Here is a 19,104-nt window from a genome sequence, read left to right as displayed (position 1 = left end):
TCGATGCCGGAAGACTGTCGCGGTGCGCGAGTACCAGGTTCTCGGAGGCCGATACCGGCTCGACGGCGAGGTGGGCCGCGGCGGCATGGCCGTCGTCTGGCGCGCCTACGACGAGGTCCTCGGCCGGGCCGTCGCCGTGAAGGTGCTGGACGGGCAGTACGTGACCGATCCGGACGCCCGCGTGCGGATCCGCGAGGAGGCGCGCGCGGCCGCCCGGCTCTCCCACCCGAACATCGCGCAGGTGCACGACTTCGGCGAGGTGCCGGACGGCGGCGACGTCCTGCCGTACGTGGTGATGGAGCTGGTCTCCGGCGTCACGCTGGCCCGCCGGTTACGCACCGAGCCGCTGCACCTGGAGGCGGCGCTGCGCTGCTGCGCGGAGGTGGCGGCGGCGCTCACCGCGGCGCACGAGGAGGGGCTGGTCCACCGCGACATCAAGCCGGCGAACGTGATGCTGACCCGGCAGGGCGCGAAGGTCGTCGACTTCGGCATCGCCGCGGTCGCCACGCCCGGCAGCGGTGGCGCGCCGGCCGAGGTGCCGATGGGCACGCCCGGCTACATCGCGCCGGAGCGGCTGACCGGCGACGGTGTGCTGCCCGCGACCGACGTGTACGCGCTGGGCGTGCTGCTCTACCTGCTGATCTCGGGCCGGGCCCCGTGGACGGCGGAGAGCATCACCGAGATGCTGGACGCACACGTCTACACCGAGCCGGACCCGCTGCCGCCGCTGCCGCACGTGCCCGCGGCCGTGGTCGACCTGTGCCACCGCTGCCTGCACAAGGACCCGGCGGCGCGGCCGAGCGCCCGGGAGGCGGCGGTGGTGCTGGCGAGGGCCGCGGGGGTACGGGTGGTGACCGGCGGCGCGGGTGAGGCGGAGGAGCCGTCGATCGCGCTGACGCCGCGCCCGGCCGCGACCGGCTACGGCTCCGCGGAAGGCTTCGAGCCCGGCGCCGGCTCTCCGGCCGGATCCGTGCCCGCCGCGGCTTCGGCGGGCGAGACGACCGTGCCGCCACCACACGCGAGGTCACAACCAGCCCCGACGCCGCCGGAACAGGGTGCGGCTGCCACGCCGCAGCGGGACGGGTCCGCCGCGCCGGCTCGCGGTGCGGCCACCCCGACGGCGTCCGGGGATGCGGGCCCTCGACCGGCGGATGGCGAGCGGGCCCGGCGCCGCAGGATCGCCGTGGTCGCCGGGACGCTCGCGCTGCTGGCCGCCGGCGGGCTGACCACAGCCCTGCTGCTCGGCACCGCCGACCCGGACACCGCCGCCAGGCCCGGTCTGGCGTCCGGTGCCCCGGACGCGCCGCTCACCACCACGCCCCCGGCCGCGACCGGCACCGGCATCCCCGGCTCGGTCCCCGGCCTGGTCACCGGCACCGCGCCGGCCGGCCCCGGCGGCACCGTGCGATCGTCCGCGGGCGTGACGCGCACCGGCACCGCCGCCCCCCAGGTTCCCGAGGTCCCAGGCCAGGACCCGGCGCCGGCCGCCACGTCCGGTCCCCCGCCGCCGGTCGGGACCCCGCCCCCGGATCCGCAGCCCCAGCAGCGCACGCTCGCGTCCGGCGCCGGCACCGTGGAGGCCACCTGCACCGGCTCCGGCCAGGCGCAGTTGCTGTCCTACACGCCGATCAAGCCGTACAAGACGCAGTCCGTGGCCGCTGGTCCCGCCGACGCCGCGGAGATCGTCTTCCGGCACGGCAACCGGTACGTGACGATGACCGTCACCTGCGCCGGCGGCGTCCCGTCCGCGGTCACGACCGGGGAGTGACCGGTCGGTTCCGCGGTCAGCGTCGCAGCGGGACCGCGATGCGGCCCGCGTGCGCCGGGTTCTCGGCCTCGTCGAGTATGGCGGCGGCCACGGTGGCGCGGCTGATCCGGGACGGGAACAGGCGCCTCGGGGTGCCGTCGACTGTGGTGGTCCGGTGGGACGGTGCGATCGGGCCGTGGGAGAGCGGTCCGGAGTGGAAGACGGTGCCGCCCGCCTCCAGGATGATCGCGTCCGCGGTGACCTTGTCGTCGAGGTCGCCGAGCATGGTCAGGATCGTGCGCAGCAGCGGGCCGGCGCGGCGGGCGGACGGGCCGGTGCCGTAGGCGCCGAGCCACACCACGTGGTCCGGCCCGGCCGCGGCGACGGCCCGGGCGCCGGCGGTCAGCCGCACCGCGTCGGTCACGGTCGTCAGCAACTGCTGTTCTGTGCTCATGGGACCAGCCTCGGCCCGGCCGACTGTTAAGTCCAGTGCAACGTTGTTAGGCTACGATTTACCGCCATGCACTTGGATTTGAACCTGCTCACGGCGCTGGACGCGCTCTTGGAGGAGGGCAGCGTGGCCGGGGCCGCCCAGCGGCTGCGGCTGTCGTCGCCCGCGGTCAGCCGCAACCTCGGCCGGCTGCGGCGGCTCACCGGCGACGACATCCTGGTCCGCACCGGCCGCACGATGACCCCCACGCCGTACGCGCTGGCGATCCGTGAGCAGGTCGGCGAGCTGCTCCGGGGCGCGCACGCGGTGCTGTCCCCGGCCCGCGACCTCGACCTGGCCGCGCTCGACCGGGTCTTCACGCTGCAGTGCCACGACGCGCTGACCACCGCGCTCGCTCCCCCGCTGCTGGCCGGCGTGGCCGCGGCGGCACCGGGCGTGCGGCTGCGGTTCCTGGCCGAGGCGGCCGTGGACACCGACGAGCTGCGGCACGGCCGGGTCGACCTGGAGATCGGCGCGGCCGTGCCGGCGCTGCCCGAGATCCGGCACGAGACGCTGGGGCGGGACAGGTTCGTCGTGGCGATGCGCCGCGATCATCCGTACCGTGGCGGGCTGGATCTGGCCTCTTATGCGGCGCAGCCGCACGTGCTCGTCTCCCGCCGCGGCCGGCTCACCGACCCGGTCGACGACGCGCTCGACGCGCACGGCCTGTCCCGCCGCGTGCTCGCCTCGGTCGGCACCACCGCGGCCGCCGCCCTCGTCGTCGCCCGCGGTGACGCGCTGCTGACCGCGCCGGAACTCGCCTGCCGCCCGCTCGCCGACGCGTTCGGCCTGGTCACCACCGCACTGCCGGTGCCACTCCCGGCGCCGCCGATCGTCTGCGGCTGGCACCAGCGCTACGACACCGACCCGGCCCATGCCTGGCTCCGCGCCCGCGTCCGCACCGCTTTGGCCGCGATACTGTCCATCGAGGACCGGCCAGGCGATCGGCCCACTGGGGACTGATCGCTGGCTCAGCACCACAGGTGACGCGGCGCTGGACGAGCCGGTCACGGACGAGGTGGCGACGTCGGTGCTGCGGCTGGTGCAGGAGTCGGTCACGAACGCGCGGCGGCACGCGGCCGGGGCCCGGGAGATCGCGGCCACGGTACGCACGGACGCCGGTACGGTGCGGATCGAGGTCCGCGACGACGGTCCGGGTGCGGCCGCGAACGGCGGGCGGCCGGCGGCCGGGACCGGCGGGCGTGCCGGCGGTTTCGGGCTGGTCGGCATGCGGGAGCGGGTGCATCTGCTCGGCGGCCGGTTCACGGCCGGGCCCGCGACCGGCGGTGGCTGGCGGGTCACCGCGGAGCTGCCCCTGCACCGGCCGGACACCTGAGCTTCCGGCATCAGCGGCGATCTTCCGGTGATCCGGGCGTCGTTCACGTCGTTCTGACCACGTCGATGACGCCTGGATCACGATCGGCCGGCGACAGTGGTGAACGTGGCCCGGTAGTCCGGCCATCCGTCGCGCAGGTAGAGCGCGAACGGCACCCACCAGATCAGGTCGTTCGTGATGATCATGACGACCGTGGCGGGCGGCCACGCACCGGTCGCGATCAGCCAGGCCAGGCCGACCGGCCCGAGGATCTTGCCGGTCAGCCCGACCGCCGCGATCGGCCAGCCCGCCTCGGGCCGCCGGGCGACCTCCAGGTAGAGCAGGCCGTAGAGGCCGAGCACCATGCCGAGGCAGGCGAAGATCTGCGGCGAGTTGGACAGCGGCAGCCCGCTCACCCGGAAGAACCACTGCGGATCCAGAACCGCATAGCAACCCCAGGCGATGTTGTACGCCCCGGCGGCCGCGAACACGGCCCGGTGCATCCGTCGACGTCTCACTCCGACCTCCTGACCTGTGCGTTCTCGACCCGGCGTCCCCGGTCCCTTCGGCGGGCGCCGTGCCGGCCGGTGTCATGCCGGCCGGTGTCATGCCGGCCGGGTGGATGTGGGTCAGTAGGCGATGCCGATGTTCTGGCCGATCGTCTCCGGCCGGTCCAGCACGTCGAGCATGTGCCGGGCCACGTCCGCGCGGGCGATGAACGCGCCGCCGCGCACGTTGCGCCCGACCGCGGTCCGGTAGTGCCGCCGCAGCCGCACCTCGAGCAGCCGGGGCGGCCTGGACACGGTCCAGTCGAGCCCGCTGTCGCGCAGCACGTCCTCCATCAGCGCCAGATCCGCGTAGTGCCGGCGGAACGCGGCCTTGGCCAGCGGCGCGGCCACGTGCCGCATCAGGAACCCGTCCCCCGGATTGTGCCGCGGCGGTTGCGGCCGGCCGGGCGACGCCACGGTCCCGACCGAGGCGGCGCTGACCACGACGATTCGCCGCACCCCGGTCGCGTGCATCGCCGCCACCACGGCCCGGGTGCCGCGCGACGCGACGCCGGCCTCCGCGCCCGACCGGGCACCGAGACCGGAGAGGACCGCGTCCGCGCCGTCGACCGCGGCCCGCAGGTCCACGCCGGATGCGAGGTCGGCGGTGACGACGTGCGCGGGCGCGATCGCCAGCCGGGCCGGGTCGCGCACCACGGCCGTCACCTCGTGCCCGGCCGCGACGGCCTGACGCAGCAGGTGCCCGCCGACGCCGCCGGTGGCGGCCAGGATGGTCAGTCTCATGCCGACGATCATGCAGGGTGCGTGCCACCCGCGCCTCGGCCCGTGGGCTGACCCGGGGTCGTCCCGGGGCCGAGGAGCGCGGGCTCGTGCGGCGCGGAGACGTGCGGCACCTGGTACAGCTCGCCGTCGCTCGGGTCGGGCCGGCCGGCGTGCAGCGCGAACGTCATCGACTCCCAGGTGCGCGGGTCGACGGCCCAGGCGATCGAGTGCAGGCCCGGCTCGGCGAGCCGGTCCCGCACGGCCGCGCCGACCACCGTGGCGGTCTCGGCCGGGTCGGCGTCGGCCGGGATCGGCGCGACCCGCCGTACCGCGTGGGTGATGGGTTGGGTGAATGCCGCCGCGCGGTGGTAGCCGCCGCCGATCCAGGTCTGCACGACCGGGCGGCCGAACGAGGCGACGACCCTGGCGAATCCGCCGCCGTCCCACAGGAACGTGGCGGCCGCGGCGGAGTCGGCCCACAGGTAGAACGGCGCGTACTGGTGCAGCGGGGAGCCGTCGACGCCCTTCTCGCGCAGCATGAACGCCTTGAGGCCGAGCCCCGGCGTGTGGTCGAAGAGCGGCCCGGCCGACGCGATCCGCTGCCGGATGATGTCGATGTCGTAGTCGGCCGGCAGGTTCAGCCGGTACTGCATGGCGATCACGGGTGCTCCTCCTCGGCCCGCAACGCGGACAGCAGCGCGACCGCACCGGCGATCGCGTCGTCGAACGGTTCCGCGGTCCGCGCGCATCGAGCGCTACTCGATCCACGGGGCATCGGGGCTGCGGGCGAAGACCTCGACCGCGACCCCGGCATGACCTCTTCGCGAGGCTTCACCCGGCGCGGCCGTCCCATCGACGCTACTCTAAACCGGACACGCCATCTCCGGGGTCCGCCGGGCACTCCACACCGGGACGCGCCGGCCGACGACACGTTGCGGAAGCCCTGTGTTCCCGCGCGGCTGCGACCTCGCCGACCAGAAGTGGGTGTTGCCATGATCGGGCGAATTCTCGCGGCCGCGCTGCTGTTGCCGGCGCCGGCGCCGCTGCCGGACGATCCCTTCGACGTGCTGGTCTTCTCCAAGACCGCCGGCTTCCGGCACGACTCCATCCCGGCCGGGGTGCAGGCGATCCGGGACCTGGGCGCGGCCGGCGGGTTCACCGTCACCGCGACCGAGGACGCGGGCACGTTCACCGCCGACGGCCTCGCGGGCTACGAGGCCGTGGTCTTCCTCAGCACCACCGGTGACGTGCTCGACGAGGGCCAGCAGGCCGCGTTCGAGTCCTACATCCGGGCGGGGCACGGCTACGTGGGCGTGCACGCGGCCGCGGACACCGAGTACGACTGGCCGTTCTACGGCGAGCTGGTCGGCGCGTACTTCGCCTCGCACCCGGCGGTCCAGCCGGCCGTGGTCCGCACCGAGGATCGCGCGCATCCGGCCACCGCGCACCTGCCCCAGGCCTGGAACCGCACCGACGAGTGGTACGACTACCGCACCAACCCGCGCGCCACCGCACACGTGCTGTCCACGCTGGACGAGTCGACGTACACCGGTGGCACGATGGGTCCGGACCACCCGATCGCCTGGTGCAAGACGCTGGACGGTGGCCGGTCGTTCTACACCGGCGGCGGGCACACCCCGGAGTCGTTCGCGGACGCGGACTTCCGGGCGCACCTGCTCGGCGGCCTCCGCTATGCGGCCGGCGAGGCGCAGGCCGACTGCCGCCCGGAGACCGGCTACACCACGCTCTACGGCGGCGACACCACGGGCTGGTCGCAGGCCGGGCCGGGCTCGTTCACGAACACCGACGGCACGCTCACCTCGACCGGCGGCATGGGCCTGTTCTGGTACGAGGCGAAGCAGTTCACCCACTACTCGCTGAAGCTGGACTGGCGGATGACCGGCGACGACAACAGCGGCGTGTTCATCGGCTTCCCGCCCTCGGACGACCCGTGGTCGGCCGTCGGCAACGGCTACGAGATCCAGATCGACGCGACCGACGCCGCCGACCGCACCACCGGTTCCGTCTACACGTTCCGGGCCGCCGACCAGGCCGCCCGCGACGCCGCGCTCAACCCACCCGGCGAGTGGAACACCTTCGAGCTGCTGGTCGAGGGCGAGCACCTGCAGATCTTCCTCAACGGCACAAAGATCAACGACTTCACCAACCCCGACACGGTACGGTCCCTCGCCGGCCACATCGGCATCCAGAACCACGGTACCGACGACACGGTCTCGTTCCGCCACATCCGCATCAAGGAACTGCCCGGCCCCGGCGACTGCGCCTCCTGACACGCGACGCCGGCCGCGTGGCACCACGGTCGCGGCGACGCGCATCGCGGCTCGCCCCGGCACCACCGCGCCACGCCGGCCGCGTGGCGCCACGGCCGGTGCGACGCGCATCGCGGCTCGCCCCGGCCACGGCGGAACCGGCTCCGCCGCCGCGGGCGGAGCGGAGCGCCAGCGGAGCCGGAGCCCTCGGCGCGGTTGGCCCGCGGGAGCATGCGGGCCGTACCACGCCGGAAGCGGGAAGATCCAGAACTTGACTCTGGATCTTCAGACGACCCGGGTCCCGGCGATCCAGACGTGGCGGATGCGGGTCGTGGCGTGGATGTCCGTGGCCGGGTCGCCGTCGACGAGGAGCAGATCGGTGCGCAGGCCGGGGGTGACCGCGCCGCGGTCGTGCAGCCCGAAGACCCGCGCCGGTGCGATCGTGGCCGCGTGCAGCGCCTCGGCCGGGGTGAGGCCGGCCTCGGTGAGCAGCGCCAGCTCCTCGTGCATGGACCGCCTGGTCCCGGACCTCGGCACGGTCCGCGCCGCCCTGGCCTCCTACGTCGGCACCCACGCGGACGGCCCCACCCCGATCCGCCCGGTCTGGTGATGGCTTCGTTCGGCCTGTCGCCGGAAAGGCGGGCCGGGGCGCCGACAGCGAAGGTCGGTAAGGTCACCGGCGTGACCGCGCCGCAGACCACCCATGTCCGCAGCCTGCGCGGCTCACTCCCGACGGCCTTCGCCGGCGGCGCCGCCGTCGGGGTGCTCGGCGGCATGATCGGCCTCGGCGGTGCCGAGTTCCGCCTGCCCCTACTCATCATGCTGTTCGGGTTCGCCGCGTTGCAGGCCGTCATCGTCAACAAGGCGCTGAGCCTGATCGTGGTGCTCACCGCCCTGCCCGCCCGGCTCGCGGCCGTGCCGGCCGCCGCGCTCACGCCACACTGGGACGTGGTCGTCAACCTGCTCGCCGGCAGCCTCGCCGGCGCCTGGGCCGGCGCGACCTGGGCCACCCGGATGCGTTCGGCCACCCTCTACCGGATCCTCGCCGCCATGCTCGTGCTCATCGCCGCAGCACTGATCGCCAACCACTCCGGCACCCTGCACCACGTCGCGCTCGCCCCGGCCACGGTCATCGTCTCCGGCGTGGTGGCCGGGTTCGTCATCGGCGTGGTCGCCGCCATCATGGGCGTCGCCGGCGGCGAACTGCTGATCCCGACGATCGTGCTGCTGTTCGGCACCGACATCAAGACCGCCGGCAGCCTGTCACTCGCGGTGTCACTGCCCACCATGCTCGTCGCGTTCGCCCGCTACAGCCGCGACGGCAGCTTCACCGTCCTACGTCAGCACGCCCGCCTCGTCACGGCCCTGGCGCTGGGCTCGGTCACCGGCACCATCGCCGGCGGCATGCTGCTCGGCGTGGTCCCCGAAGCGATCCTGGTCCCCGGCCTGGCCGCCCTGCTCCTGCTGTCATCGATCAAGGTCTGGAAACACGCCACCACCGAATGATCAACCAGCACGGCCCGCCACGACGCCAACGCTCTCCGTCGCCGAACCGGGCTCCAGCCGCCGGCCCAGGCGGGACCAGATCAAGCCGTCACACCCGAGGACCATCGCTCCCGCGGGGTATTCACATTGATCGAGACGCCAGCGATCATCGGCCGAACCTCCCGATGACGATCCCGGCCCACGCGCCATCTGCGGCAGATGAGGTGCGCCACGAGGCGCCTTGGTGTATCCCCGGCGCAGCCGGGAAGAACTCGGAGGGAGGTTCTCGGGTCCGATGGCTTACCTGGATCCGGCGCCCAGCCGGCCCCTCCTATGCCATGCCCGAAATATCAGCACAAAGGTGGCGACGGGGACTCCTGGAAGCAACGACGTGTCGCAAATCGTTGTTGAAAGCGCCGGATGACAACGATGTGCGACACGTGATCAGCTCCCGGTCCCGGAGCCGCGTTGTCACGGACTGGCCGGGTCGCAGAAGTAGACCGGAGTGTTCGTGGCGGCGGTGAACTCGGCATGTCGGCCCATCTCGATACCCTGATCCCGCGCCGACGTGTGCGAGTCAGGCCGCCGCGATCGGGCCGGTACACCGGAGCCGGACCCACCGACAGCATCGGTCAGGAACGGGCCGTGAGGTCGGCGCAGGTGTGCTCGTCCGGCAGGAGCGGGCGCAGGTGGACGGTCCACTTCTTGCCGGCCGAGGTCCACGGCGTGATGGCGGTCGCGGTCGCGGCCGCGGTGAGGACGTCGGCCGCGGCCTGGCCGGTCGCGGTCACGCAGCCGAGGTCGAGGCCGTCGCCGAGCGAGGTGCCGGGCAGCTCCGGGCCGGGCCAGGCGATCTCCGGCGCGTCGCGGACGGTCTCGTCGGGCTGCCAGGGGCCGGCGACCGCGGCGATCTCGGCCGGCCGGTACGCGACCTCGTCCCCGGCCCGGTCGGCACCGAGCGTGGCGGGCAGGTCCTGCAACGCGGTGATCAGCTCGGTCAGCAGGAGCCGGTCGCGGACCTGACCCTCGGTCAGGCCGGTATCGGCGCCGGCGGCCTCGGACAGCGCGTACGCCTCGGTGGTCTGCAGACCCTCCTCGGTCAGCAGCGTGAAGCGGGTGGTCGGCACGTCCGTGATGCCGGGCCGCCCCAGATCGGCGCCGTTGCGCACACCGGCCGAGCGGGCCCGCTCGACGAGCTGCTCGACCGCGGCCGGCTCGATCTGCCGCAGCAGCACGTTCGGCAGCGCGTTCCCCGGGTACTGCAGCGTGACCGGCCCTTCGGTGATCACGCGGCCGTCCGCGTACACACTGATCATCGGCAGCCGGGTGGCGACCGTCGCCGGCGCGACGAACCCGCCGGTGTAGTCGACGCGCAGCACCAGCGCGCCGGGCGGCACGGAGGCGCCGGGAGCGGCCGGCTGCGCGGCATCGTCGGTGTTCGCGCAGGCGGAGGTGAGCAGCAGCGCCGCGGTCAGCAGCAGCACGGCGGGACGGGCGAAGGTCGGCATGCCGGGTAGGACGTGCCGGACCCGGCGCCGGTTCCACGGCGCCGACGTCACCGCCCGCGACCTGCCGGACGCCCGCACACCCCGCGCGCCACGCTCCCGGAACCGGGCGTCCGAACGCGGCGGCACGCGCCTGAGGCATCATGGGCGGGTGTCGACACTCATCGTCGAGGTTCACGTGCCACTGCTGCCTGCGCCGGACGTCGCGGAGGACGACTACCCGTTCCCCTGGATCGAGGATGCCGAGGAGTTCCTCTTCGGCCTCGACGCGGAGACCGACGGTGCGGCGGAGTACGACGACGGTGAGCAGTTCGGCCCGGCCTACGTCTTCTTTCTCACCGGAACCGACGAGCAGGCCGTGCTGCGGGCGGCCTCGCGGCTCGCGTCGCTGGACCGGATGCCGCCGGGCGCGTTCGCGATGGTCACCGACGACGAGGCCGCCGAGTTCGGCCTCGGCCGCCGCGTCGGCCTGCCGGTGCGGTGATGGTGCCGGGCGTTGCCTGACATCGCCGACCCGGCTGCCACGGTCGAGGGCTCGCCGCGAATCCGGCGCTGCCCGAGGCATACCTCCGGCGGCTCGTCGCGGGGCGGATCCGGCACGTGGCCGCGCGACCCCGGCCTCCCGCCGCACCTGGCCGTGAAAGAACCACCCACTGCGGGGGGTACGCGGAATCTATGCGCGGGCCAGGAGGATGGTCTCCAGGCGGCTGTGGTCGTCGGCCCGTTGTTGCAGGAGGGTGATGCCGGCGGCGAGCTGCCGGAAGCCGGTTGCGGCCTCGGGGAGGTCGAGGTGGTTCGCTTCGGCCGCCAGCACGAGGGCCGGCAGCCGGAGTGCCGCCCACCGGATGCCGACCGAGGCGGATCGCCGGTCGAGCACGGGTGTCATCGCCTCGGCGAACCGCTGGGCGACCGGAGTCGGAAGCTGCGCACAGGCGTCCCGCGCGGTCTTCGACAGCACGTCCAGGTCGACGTCGAACCGGGCCGTCCCGGGAAGACCTGCCTGTTCCAGCAGTGATCGGGCGAAGTGGTCGGTCCCACTCGGGGTGCCGTCGGGGGCGATGGCCGCCTTCGCCAGCACGTGCCACGTCGCCAGGCCGTCACCGCCGGCCCCGGCGTCGAGCCCGAGCGCGTAGCCGAGGGTGCGTTCGTGGTCGTGGGCGATGCCGTGCGTACGGGCGAGGCGAAGTGACGCGGCGAGGTCGAGTGCCAGGTTCGCGTCCAGGACGTGGACGTGTGGCAGGACGGGTCCGAGCGTGCGTTCCAGGTCCCGGACGTGATCGACGAAGAGGCCGCCGGAGTGCGCCAGGACGCGATCGAGGTCGCGAATCAGCGCGAGAGTGTCGTCGCCGAGGCAGCCGCGGGTCAGGGCGATGGCGAGGGTCCGGATCCGGGTCCAGCGCAACTGCGTGAGGACGTCCGTGGCCTGCGCGTCGGCCGCGACCGCGCGGTGCAGCTCGGCGCCGGTGACGGTGTGGACGGGTGACCGGTCGTCGGAGTGCCACACCGCCGGCGGGTGATCCGGTTCCCGCATGGTCCACACGGCCCGCGGCGGGCCGGCGGACCCGGATTTCGCGGAGACGAAGCGGGCCTCCTCCTCGGTGGGGAGGCGGTAGACGATCGGGCCCGGATTCAGCGAGTTGAGCCATGCGGTGAACGCGCGGGCGTCGCCGGCCCAGGCGCTGATGACGATCTCGGCCCGGGCCGGCGGTGCCGCCGGCGGAACCTCGAGCGGTGGATTGCCGGTGTCCCGGAGGAACAGCGTGTACAGGTGGGTGGTGACCGGTTGTGGGCAGACGTGGCTGCCGGTCGGGGTGGCGATCCACTGGGACAGCGATTCGGTGGCCAGCACACCGGCGATCAGCCGCCGGTGGGCCGGGTCCGCGTCGGGCCGGAACGCCAGCAGGTGGGTGTCGTCGAGCTGCTGCCGGAGGTCGGGCGCGAGCGGGCGGCCGGCCGCGGCGGCGAACGCGAGGGCGAGCGCGGGGTGACTGCCGGCCCGCAGGCAGGCGCGGACGATCGGGTCGGCGTCCACGCCGGGCAGCGCCAGGTAGAGCAGCGTCGTCTCCCGCCACCAGGTGTCGTCGACGTTGCGGATGAGCGTCCGGGCGTGGTTGCCGGTGACGATGTGCCGGGCCGCGAGGTACTCGCCGAACGTGTGGTGGGCGAACGCGTAGACCTGGTGCTCACGCTCCACGAGCAGCCCGTTGTTGGCGACGTCGGTGAGGAAGTCCTCGCCGGCGACGTCGCCGGGCAGCCGGGCCAGCCGCGGTTGCAGCGCGGCGAGGAGTGCCTCGCGGGGCAGGTCCCGGACCCGGCGGGACATCATCGTGTACGCCAGATGGGCCAGCAGCGTCTCCTTGTCCGCACCGGGGATGTCGACCGTCGGCTGGAGCTTCTTCGCCTCCTGGCGGCGGTACAGCATGACCTGGCAGATCTCGCCGTACAGCTCGGCCCGGCTGCCGGGCAGCGCCCCTCGATACCGGTGCACATTGGCGATCATGGTCAGCAGCAGCGGGTTGACCGTGAGGTCGTAGAGGGCCGGCGCGGCCGCGAGTCGTTCCAGCAGGTCCGCCGCGTGCTGCTCGGCGCGCAGTGTGACGTCCGGTCCGGTGCCGCCGGTGGCCCGGCGCTCGGTGGCCAGGTACCAGTTGCGCAGGAACAGCGTGACCTGGCCGTCGTTGAACGGCCGGACCCACAGCACGTCGGCGCCGGTGATCCGCGCGGTCTCGTAGCCCAGCGGCCGGGAGGTCACCACGTAGTCGTTGCGCGGATACACGCTGATCTGCTGTTCGATCCAGCAGCTGACCGCGGTACGGTCCTCGGCCCGGGCGATCTCGTCCAGTCCGTCCAGCAGGATCAGGCAGTCACCGTCCCGGAGCTTCCTGGCCCACCAGCCGGCCGGTTCGGCGACCTCCCGGTCCGGCATCGCCGTGCGCAGCAGCGTCGGCAACGTCAGGGCCGGATCCTCGATGATCGCAGGGGCGTGGTCGCGCAGCGCCAGCATCACCGGGGTGCTCCGGCGCCGGCCGCGCCGCACGGCCGCGGCCTGGTAGGCCATCCGCCGCAGCACCGTGGTCTTCCCCGAGCCCGGCCCGCCGAGCAGGGCCAGCACGACCGGCCGCTCCCGGTCGACGAAGTCCGACAGCGCCCTCCGGGGCGGCAGGTGCGCCGGATCCTCGGTGAGCGCGCCGGTGGGTACCTCGCCCGGCGCCCGCGGTGTCAGCCCGACGTCGACGTACACCTCGCCCAGCTCCGGCGAGAACGGCCCGATCGTGGCCAGCCCCTTGGAGTCGAGCTGCCGGAGGGAGGCGCGCACGTAGGCACGGTAGCGACGGCGATAGCGCGCGGCCTGCCGGCTCAGCGCGGCGTCGAAGGCGTCACCGAGCTGGTCCAGGCGCCGATCCATCGGCTTGCTCATCGCACGGACCAGCAACGTCCCGATCCCGAGCAGCGTCTCGTACGCGACGACGAGCGCCACCGCGGCGACGGGGTGCGCGATGGCGAACTCCTTCAGCCTGACCGCGGCGAGCGCGGGGATGCCCACCATCGCGAGCACTCCGGCCAGCGCTCGGCCCGACGGGGGCAGTCCCATCAGGGCCACGTGATCGGGTCGAGCGGCCACGACACGCTCGGCCTGCCCTGTGACCTGGGCGGGCATGTCCTGTAGACATATGCCGGGCTTCCGGGCACGGAGACGTCGATATCGCGGAGGACCACGGAGAAACGGCCGTCCGATACATCACACGCGGCGTTCAGGCCGGCCTGCTGATATTCGACGTCGATCAGGTCGTCGCCGTAGATCGCCTCGTAGTCCGCACACTCGTCATAGCGTCCGCACTCCTCGACGATCGCGAAACGGGCGCCGGCCTCCTTGACGCGCTTCCCGAGGCCGAGGGCGTTCGTCTGCGCGACCGCGAGGTCGACCTCGCCGGCCCGCGCGATCAGCAGTTCCAGGTAGGCGACGACCGAGTCGGCGCTCAGCTGACCGTCCGACCGCTCGTACGAGTCCATGTTGTCGATCTCGACCGCTTGGAAGCCGTTGCCGGCGCATCGGTCGATCCACTCACCCACGATGCCGACGAGGGCGCGGCGCTTCTCCTCCGTGGAGACGTCGAGCATGGGCATCCCCCATGGCCGGTCCACGAGGTATCTGCTGCCGGATCGGTCCCGGAGCAGAAGGTCGTCATGGCGCTCCTGCCACCAGTCGTTCTCCGCGCGCCGCACCTGAAAGGCGTCGATGTAGCAGATGTTGTAGAGCCCGATGACGGCCCCGTCCGCGCGGTCCCGGCTGACCACCTCGATCCCGGGTCCGGGCGGGTAGCCACCCCCGATCTGATAGTCGAACATCGCGCCGGGCACGGGCCGGGGAGGCCTGCCGCGCGGATCCCGGGAGGCGTCGTCCGGCTGTGGGCCGCCGGTCACCGCGACCGTCGGGATGACCGGCACGGTCGTGGCCGGCGCCGGCCCGCCGGGCGGGGCCGGCGTCCTGGGTCTGGCCGTCACGTCGCCGGCCGCGTTCGCGCTCGGGCCCGGCGTCGGCGGTGAGCCGCCGGGCGACGGCCGTGCCCACGCCGGTGACGCCGTGGGCGCGGGAGCGGACGGCGTCACCGGGATCGGCGATGGCGCGGTGGTACTGCCCGGTGCGGCCGGCGGTGGTGGGGCGTACTTCCGGATGCTGCGCACCGTGCCGTCGGGCCGGATCACGCCGGCCCGGTCGCTCATCGGGTCGTTGAAGAACACCAGCCCGTCCTTGGCGATCAGCGTGAGTCTCGCCGCTCCGCCGGGGATCTTCGTCCGGGCGACGACGGCGGTCCGGTCCTCCGGGTCGACGACGAAGACGTCGCCGCCGGTGTAGTCGGGTACGAACAGCCGCCCGGCCGCCTCCACCGGGGCGCCCAGCGACGGACCGGCCCCGTCCAGCGTGATCGGCGTCGTGCAGCTGGACCGGTCCAGGTCACAGACGCTGACCTTGCCGTCGGTGGCCACGAGCAGACGCGTGGCGGTGGAGGAGCCACCGATCGCCGCACGGGCACCGGCGGCACGAGGATCGAGGGGTACCCACCTGTCCACCCGGCCGCTCTCGTGATCGAAAATCGTCACCTTTCTGGCGAATCCGTCCGCCACCACGAGCCGATCGCCGGCCGGCACCAGCGTTCCCGTGCCGGAGCGGGCCGCCTCCCGGTGCTCCGAGGTCTCGCCGGAGGGGGTGACGACGGACAGGTTGCCGGTGGCGGCGTCGAACAGCCAGAGCCGTCCGTCCCGGTCCAGGGCGGCGCCGGTCGACGCGCCGGCCGCGGACGTCCACGGCGCACGACGCGTGGCCAGACTCGACGGGTCGAGCAGGGCGACGCGCCCGGAGACCATGTCGATCGCGTAGACCACGGTGGACGTGGCGAGGACCCGTAAGCCCTTCCGCGCGCCGGGGAGCGGGGCGATGGCGGGACCGACCCTCATGGTCGCGCCGTCGACATGCCGGACCGTGCCGGTGACGGCGTCCACCACATAGGCGTCGTGGTCGTGCTGCACCATGCTGGTCACCCGTACGTGCACGTGCGCGGCCACCCGGGCGGTCGAGCCGTCGAGCAGGGTGAGGCCGCCGGTGGCCGAGGTCGGCAGCCACGCCGCGCCGGACGACAGCCGGGGTGCGCTGATCGGATAGCCGTTGCCGGACCCGGCCACGACGGCCCAGCCGACGCAGGCCGCGCCGGTCACGGCCCAGGCCACCGCGCGTACCACGGACGTTTCCATCTCTCACCCGCTCCGATGCCACAGTGATGCCGGGCTCAGCCAGGCCCCGGCCGTGCGCGCGAGTCCCCGCTCGCGTCGCAGCGCCGCGCGCAGCGCCCGGTCGGCCCGCCATGCCTCGTCGGCCGGTTCCGGGCCGGGCGGCCGGGTGCCGTAGCAGGCTTCGGCGAACAGCCGGGCAAGCGTGGCGACCGGCGACGCCGCCTCGCCGAACCGGGCGCGGGCCGCCTCGGCCGTCTCGTACGCGGTCCACGACCGGTGGATCGGCAGTCCCGCCGCACGGAGCCGGCCGGTGCTCTGCATCCAGGCCCCGGCGATCCGTTGCGCCGGTGTGCCACGGCGGCGGTCCCGCCTGCGACGCCACTTCTCCGCCAGCACCACGGCCTGCAGACCGGCGGTGAGGATCGCCAGGATCACCAGGACCAGAGGCAGCCGTTCCACGGCGGCCAGCTCGTCGGCGAGGGGTTGCCGCGGGCGGGCCTGCACGCCCGGATCCTCCGGAGCCGATGGCGCGGTGCCGCTTCCGGCCGGGGACGACGTGTGGTCGACCGGCGGCGGTTGACGGCGGTTGTGCGGGTCGGCCGGGTCGAACGCCACCCAGCCATAGCCGGCGATCTTCACCTCCGCCCAGGCCCACGCGTCGCGGGTCCGGACCGTGTGGACACCGGCGGTCAGCGATTCCGGTCTGAGCCGGTAGCCGGTCACCACCCGGGCCGGGAAGTCCAGTGAGCGGGCCAGCACGGCGAACGTCGCGGCGTACTGCTCGGCGTAGCCCGTGGTCCGGTCCGGGCCGTCCGCGAACAGACTGCCGAGCCGTTCGAGTGTGTGCCCGGGACGGGCCGTCGCCGTGTACGGCATGGCGCGCAGGCCGCGTTCCAGCGCTTCGAGCTTCGCGAACGAGGTCGGCGCATCCTCGGTGAGCTGATCGGCGGCCGTGATCAGTGCATCCGGCAGCGCTGCCGGGAGCGCCCGGTAGCGTGCCCCGGCGGCGAGGTCGGGGCCCGCGGACCGCATCGCGTCATCGCGGGGTCGCACACCCGCGACGAGGTCGTAGCTCAGCCCCGGGCGGTCCGCCTTCTCGGCGGCGAGCACTCCGGATCGGGCGCAGAACCCGACCCGTCCCGCCGTGACCTGCCGTGGCCACCCGGCGGCCGGCAGGTGCGGCCCGGCCAGGCCGGTGATGCCCACCGCGAGACGGACCTCGGTCGACGGCGCCGGGCCGGAATCCGCGGGCAGTGTCCGTCCGGCGGTCAGGAAGCGGTCGGCGGAGGTCCAGAGCGTCCCGTCGTAGTCGTCGAGTGCGGCGGTCCGGACCCGGTCGAGCACCGCGCCCGTCACCCGGACCGTGAACAGCTCGCGGGGCGGGGTCTCCTCCAGCTGGCTGCGGACCGAGGCCAGCGGGGTCACCGTGTCCTCGATCGTCAGTTCCGCGCGGATCAACGCCCGCGGGTCGAACCGGCCCTTCTCACCGATCGGCACCGCGTGCGCCGCGGCGATTCCGGCCACGGCGACCAGCGCCACCATGGGCAGCCCGAAGCGCGCCCGGTCGGCGAGGTACGCGCGGCCGGTGACGCCGCCGCGGCGGACGGCCCGGATCAGCACCAGAACGGCCAGCGGCGCCAGTACCGCCACGGCGACCGGGAACGCGCCCTCGGTGTGCCCGGCGGTCAGTAACAGCGCGGCGAGCAACGACAGCAGCGGGAAGGGCACCGGCGCGAGTACGGCCCGGGTGCGCAGCGCCACGGTCACCGCGCCGAACCCGGCGGCGTACACCAGCAGCGCCGGGAGGATCAGCAGTTCGGCCGTGGGGTCGGCGGGCAGTCCGGTGGTGAGCATGCGCATCCAGCCGTTCGCGATCCCGGTGCCGATCGACGTCAGCTCCCGGCCTCTCAGGATCACCGCACCCGTGACCGTCAGGAAGCCGGCGATTCCGGTCACGATCGTGGCGGACGTGCCCCACCGCAGCGTCGCGGCGCGCAGTGCCCCCAGCGCACCCGCACAGGCCGCGGCCGTCAGCGGCACCAGGTAGCCGCCGGAGCCGAAGAAGTCCCGGTACGCCGGGACTGTCGCCACCACGGCGGCGGCGGCGAGCGCCACCTCGGCACCGCGCATCGCGATCACCGTTCTGGTCACGGCGACACCAACTCGTTCCAGGCGGCGGCGAACTCCGCCGGACCGCGCGCCGGCAGCACCGTCACCCCGGGCAGCCGGGCGGGCTCCCCGGCGCCCCGGACGAACTGCACGAGGCTGGCCGTGCGGACGCGGGACCGTACCCGCGGGATCATGCCCAGCATCGCGGGGCCGGGCACGCCGGTGACCACCCCGAGCGAAACGGCGCCCTCGTCCGGCACGAGCGACGGCAGCACGGCCAGACCGGGGTCGGCGACGTCACGGCGGACGGCGGCGAGCAGATCGAGGACCGCGGTGCGCTCGTGACCGCCCTCGCCGGCGTTCATCGCCTCACCCGCCGTGGTGCACAGTCGCAGCGGGAACCCGCCGCCGAGTGCCGCGGCGCACAGTGAGGCCGCGGCGCGCACCGCGCTCTCGAAGGACTCGCCGTCCGCGTACGCCGCGGCGCTGGTGTCGAGCACGACCAGTATGCGGGGCTCGTTCGGGATCGTGTGGTGCCGGACCATCAGCCGTCCGGTGCGGGCGCTCGACCGCCAGTGCACGAGCCGCCGGTCGTCGCCGTGCACGTACTCGCGCAGGCTGTGGAACGCGATGCCGCCCTGCGGGGCCCGGCTCGAGGTGGCGCCGTCCTGGTCGTGGCTCTCGCCGGTCGGCAGCGGCCGGACCGGGTCGACCACCGGATGTACGTAGAGCGTGGACGCGGCGGAGTAGCGCTTCGGCATCGCCATCAGGCGCAGCGGATCGGTGTGCTCGACGGTCAGCGGTCCGACCGGGTAGATCCCCCGGCGCCGGGCGGGCAGTGGATAGCCGGTCCGGTGCGTGTCGCGCGCGGCCAGGCTCGGCACCGGGACCCGGACCGCGCTGCCGTCGACCGAGTCCTTCGCGATGATCGGCGGGCAGCGCCGGCCCGTCTCGTTGGTGACGGTCAGGATCGCGGCCGCGGACTCACCGGCGGTGACCCGCATCGGCCGGATCTCCCGCTGCACCGCCAGCCGGGGCCGGGCCAGCATCCACGCGCCGGCCACCAGCAGCGCGGCGAGCGAGGCGAAGCCGAACACCGCCAGCTCCGGGTAGCCGAGCAGGAACGCGGCCGCCAGGAGCACGACCGTCGCGGCCGCCACCGACCAGCCGTTTCGGGTCGGCACG

At 74.0% G+C, this 19,104-nt stretch carries 15 protein-coding genes and 1 pseudogene; 6 read left to right on the top strand and 10 right to left on the bottom strand.

From position 1 onward, the window contains the following. Positions 1-22 precede the first annotated feature (22 nt). Positions 23-1,768 (top strand): serine/threonine-protein kinase, encoded by a 1,746-nt coding sequence (locus tag J2S43_RS13770; RefSeq protein ID WP_306829405.1) that lies wholly within the window; start codon positions 23-25, stop codon positions 1,766-1,768. Between the two features lie 16 nt (positions 1,769-1,784). Here J2S43_RS13770 and J2S43_RS13765 read toward each other — a convergent pair whose 3' ends face one another. Further along, entirely contained in the window at positions 1,785-2,201 is a 417-nt protein-coding gene (locus J2S43_RS13765; RefSeq protein WP_306829404.1) for an NAD(P)-dependent oxidoreductase, read from the bottom strand. Between the two features lie 66 nt (positions 2,202-2,267). On the opposite strand from J2S43_RS13765, the gene J2S43_RS13760 reads away from it, so the two are divergent. Both J2S43_RS13760 and J2S43_RS13755 read left to right on the top strand, forming a co-directional pair. Then, positions 2,268-3,200 (top strand): LysR family transcriptional regulator, encoded by a 933-nt coding sequence (locus J2S43_RS13760; RefSeq protein ID WP_306829403.1) that lies wholly within the window; start codon positions 2,268-2,270, stop codon positions 3,198-3,200. Continuing rightward, positions 3,112-3,573: a sensor histidine kinase gene (locus tag J2S43_RS13755; protein WP_370881621.1), complete on the top strand. Its 462-nt coding sequence runs from the start codon at positions 3,112-3,114 to the stop codon at positions 3,571-3,573. Before J2S43_RS13760 ends, J2S43_RS13755 begins: the two co-directional genes overlap by 89 nt. Before the next feature lie 77 nt (positions 3,574-3,650). Here the strand turns inward: J2S43_RS13755 and J2S43_RS13750 are convergent, their stop codons facing one another. From J2S43_RS13750 to J2S43_RS13740, 3 genes are all read right to left on the bottom strand, one after another. Beyond that, a complete protein-coding gene (locus J2S43_RS13750; protein ID WP_306829400.1) occupies positions 3,651-4,070 on the bottom strand; it encodes a hypothetical protein in 420 nt (139 codons plus the stop codon). Between the two features lie 111 nt (positions 4,071-4,181). After that, a complete protein-coding gene (locus tag J2S43_RS13745; protein WP_306829399.1) occupies positions 4,182-4,844 on the bottom strand; it encodes an NAD(P)-dependent oxidoreductase in 663 nt (220 codons plus the stop codon). 8 nt (positions 4,845-4,852) lie between these two features. Next, positions 4,853-5,476, bottom strand: a complete 624-nt coding sequence (locus J2S43_RS13740) for a DUF4865 family protein (protein WP_306839270.1) — start codon at positions 5,474-5,476, stop codon at positions 4,853-4,855. A 339-nt stretch (positions 5,477-5,815) separates the two neighbouring features. Between J2S43_RS13740 and J2S43_RS13735 the strand changes: the two are divergent. Next, positions 5,816-7,093 (top strand): annotated as a pseudogene (locus J2S43_RS13735) (ThuA domain-containing protein); the annotation flags it as partial. 285 nt (positions 7,094-7,378) lie between these two features. Here the strand turns inward: J2S43_RS13735 and J2S43_RS13730 are convergent. Further along, on the bottom strand, positions 7,379-7,603 hold the full coding sequence (locus tag J2S43_RS13730; protein WP_306829398.1) for an amidohydrolase family protein: 225 nt from the start codon (positions 7,601-7,603) through the stop codon (positions 7,379-7,381). Between the two features lie 171 nt (positions 7,604-7,774). Between J2S43_RS13730 and J2S43_RS13725 the strand changes: the two genes are divergently transcribed. Further along, positions 7,775-8,599, top strand: coding sequence for a sulfite exporter TauE/SafE family protein (locus J2S43_RS13725; RefSeq protein WP_306829397.1), 825 nt, complete (start codon positions 7,775-7,777; stop codon positions 8,597-8,599). 611 nt (positions 8,600-9,210) lie between these two features. Here J2S43_RS13725 and J2S43_RS13720 read toward each other — a convergent pair. Continuing rightward, positions 9,211-10,137 carry a hypothetical protein gene (locus J2S43_RS13720; RefSeq protein ID WP_306829396.1) on the bottom strand — a complete coding sequence of 309 codons (927 nt, stop codon included), beginning with the start codon at positions 10,135-10,137 and terminating at the stop codon, positions 9,211-9,213. 97 nt (positions 10,138-10,234) lie between these two features. Here J2S43_RS13720 and J2S43_RS13715 point away from each other — a divergent pair, with 97 nt between their 5' ends. Next, a complete protein-coding gene (locus J2S43_RS13715; protein WP_306829395.1) occupies positions 10,235-10,567 on the top strand; it encodes a hypothetical protein in 333 nt (110 codons plus the stop codon). A gap of 189 nt (positions 10,568-10,756) precedes the next feature. Here J2S43_RS13715 and J2S43_RS13710 read toward each other — a convergent pair whose 3' ends face one another. Genes J2S43_RS13710 through J2S43_RS13695 form a run of 4 tightly spaced genes read right to left on the bottom strand, consistent with a single transcriptional unit; the run spans position 10,757 to position 19,103 of the window. Further along, complete coding sequence (locus tag J2S43_RS13710; protein WP_306829393.1) at positions 10,757-13,675, bottom strand: NACHT domain-containing protein; 2,919 nt, start codon at positions 13,673-13,675, stop codon at positions 10,757-10,759. After that, positions 13,675-15,831 (bottom strand): endo alpha-1,4 polygalactosaminidase, encoded by a 2,157-nt coding sequence (locus J2S43_RS13705; protein ID WP_306829392.1) that lies wholly within the window; start codon positions 15,829-15,831, stop codon positions 13,675-13,677. The genes J2S43_RS13710 and J2S43_RS13705 overlap by 1 nt, the downstream gene beginning before the upstream one ends. Before the next feature lie 3 nt (positions 15,832-15,834). Further along, positions 15,835-17,961 carry a transglutaminaseTgpA domain-containing protein gene (locus J2S43_RS13700; protein WP_306829390.1) on the bottom strand — a complete coding sequence of 709 codons (2,127 nt, stop codon included), beginning with the start codon at positions 17,959-17,961 and terminating at the stop codon, positions 15,835-15,837. Then, positions 17,958-19,103, bottom strand: coding sequence for a DUF58 domain-containing protein (locus tag J2S43_RS13695; RefSeq protein ID WP_306829389.1), 1,146 nt, complete (start codon positions 19,101-19,103; stop codon positions 17,958-17,960). The genes J2S43_RS13700 and J2S43_RS13695 overlap by 4 nt, the downstream gene beginning before the upstream one ends. Between the last annotated feature and the right edge of the window lies 1 nt (position 19,104).

The sequence above is a fragment of the Catenuloplanes nepalensis genome, assembly GCF_030811575.1.
In the GTDB taxonomy this organism is placed as follows: Bacteria; Actinomycetota; Actinomycetes; order Mycobacteriales; family Micromonosporaceae; genus Catenuloplanes; species Catenuloplanes nepalensis.
Note: the sequence above shows the minus strand (reverse complement) of the source record. Positions and strands in the feature narration are given on the sequence as shown.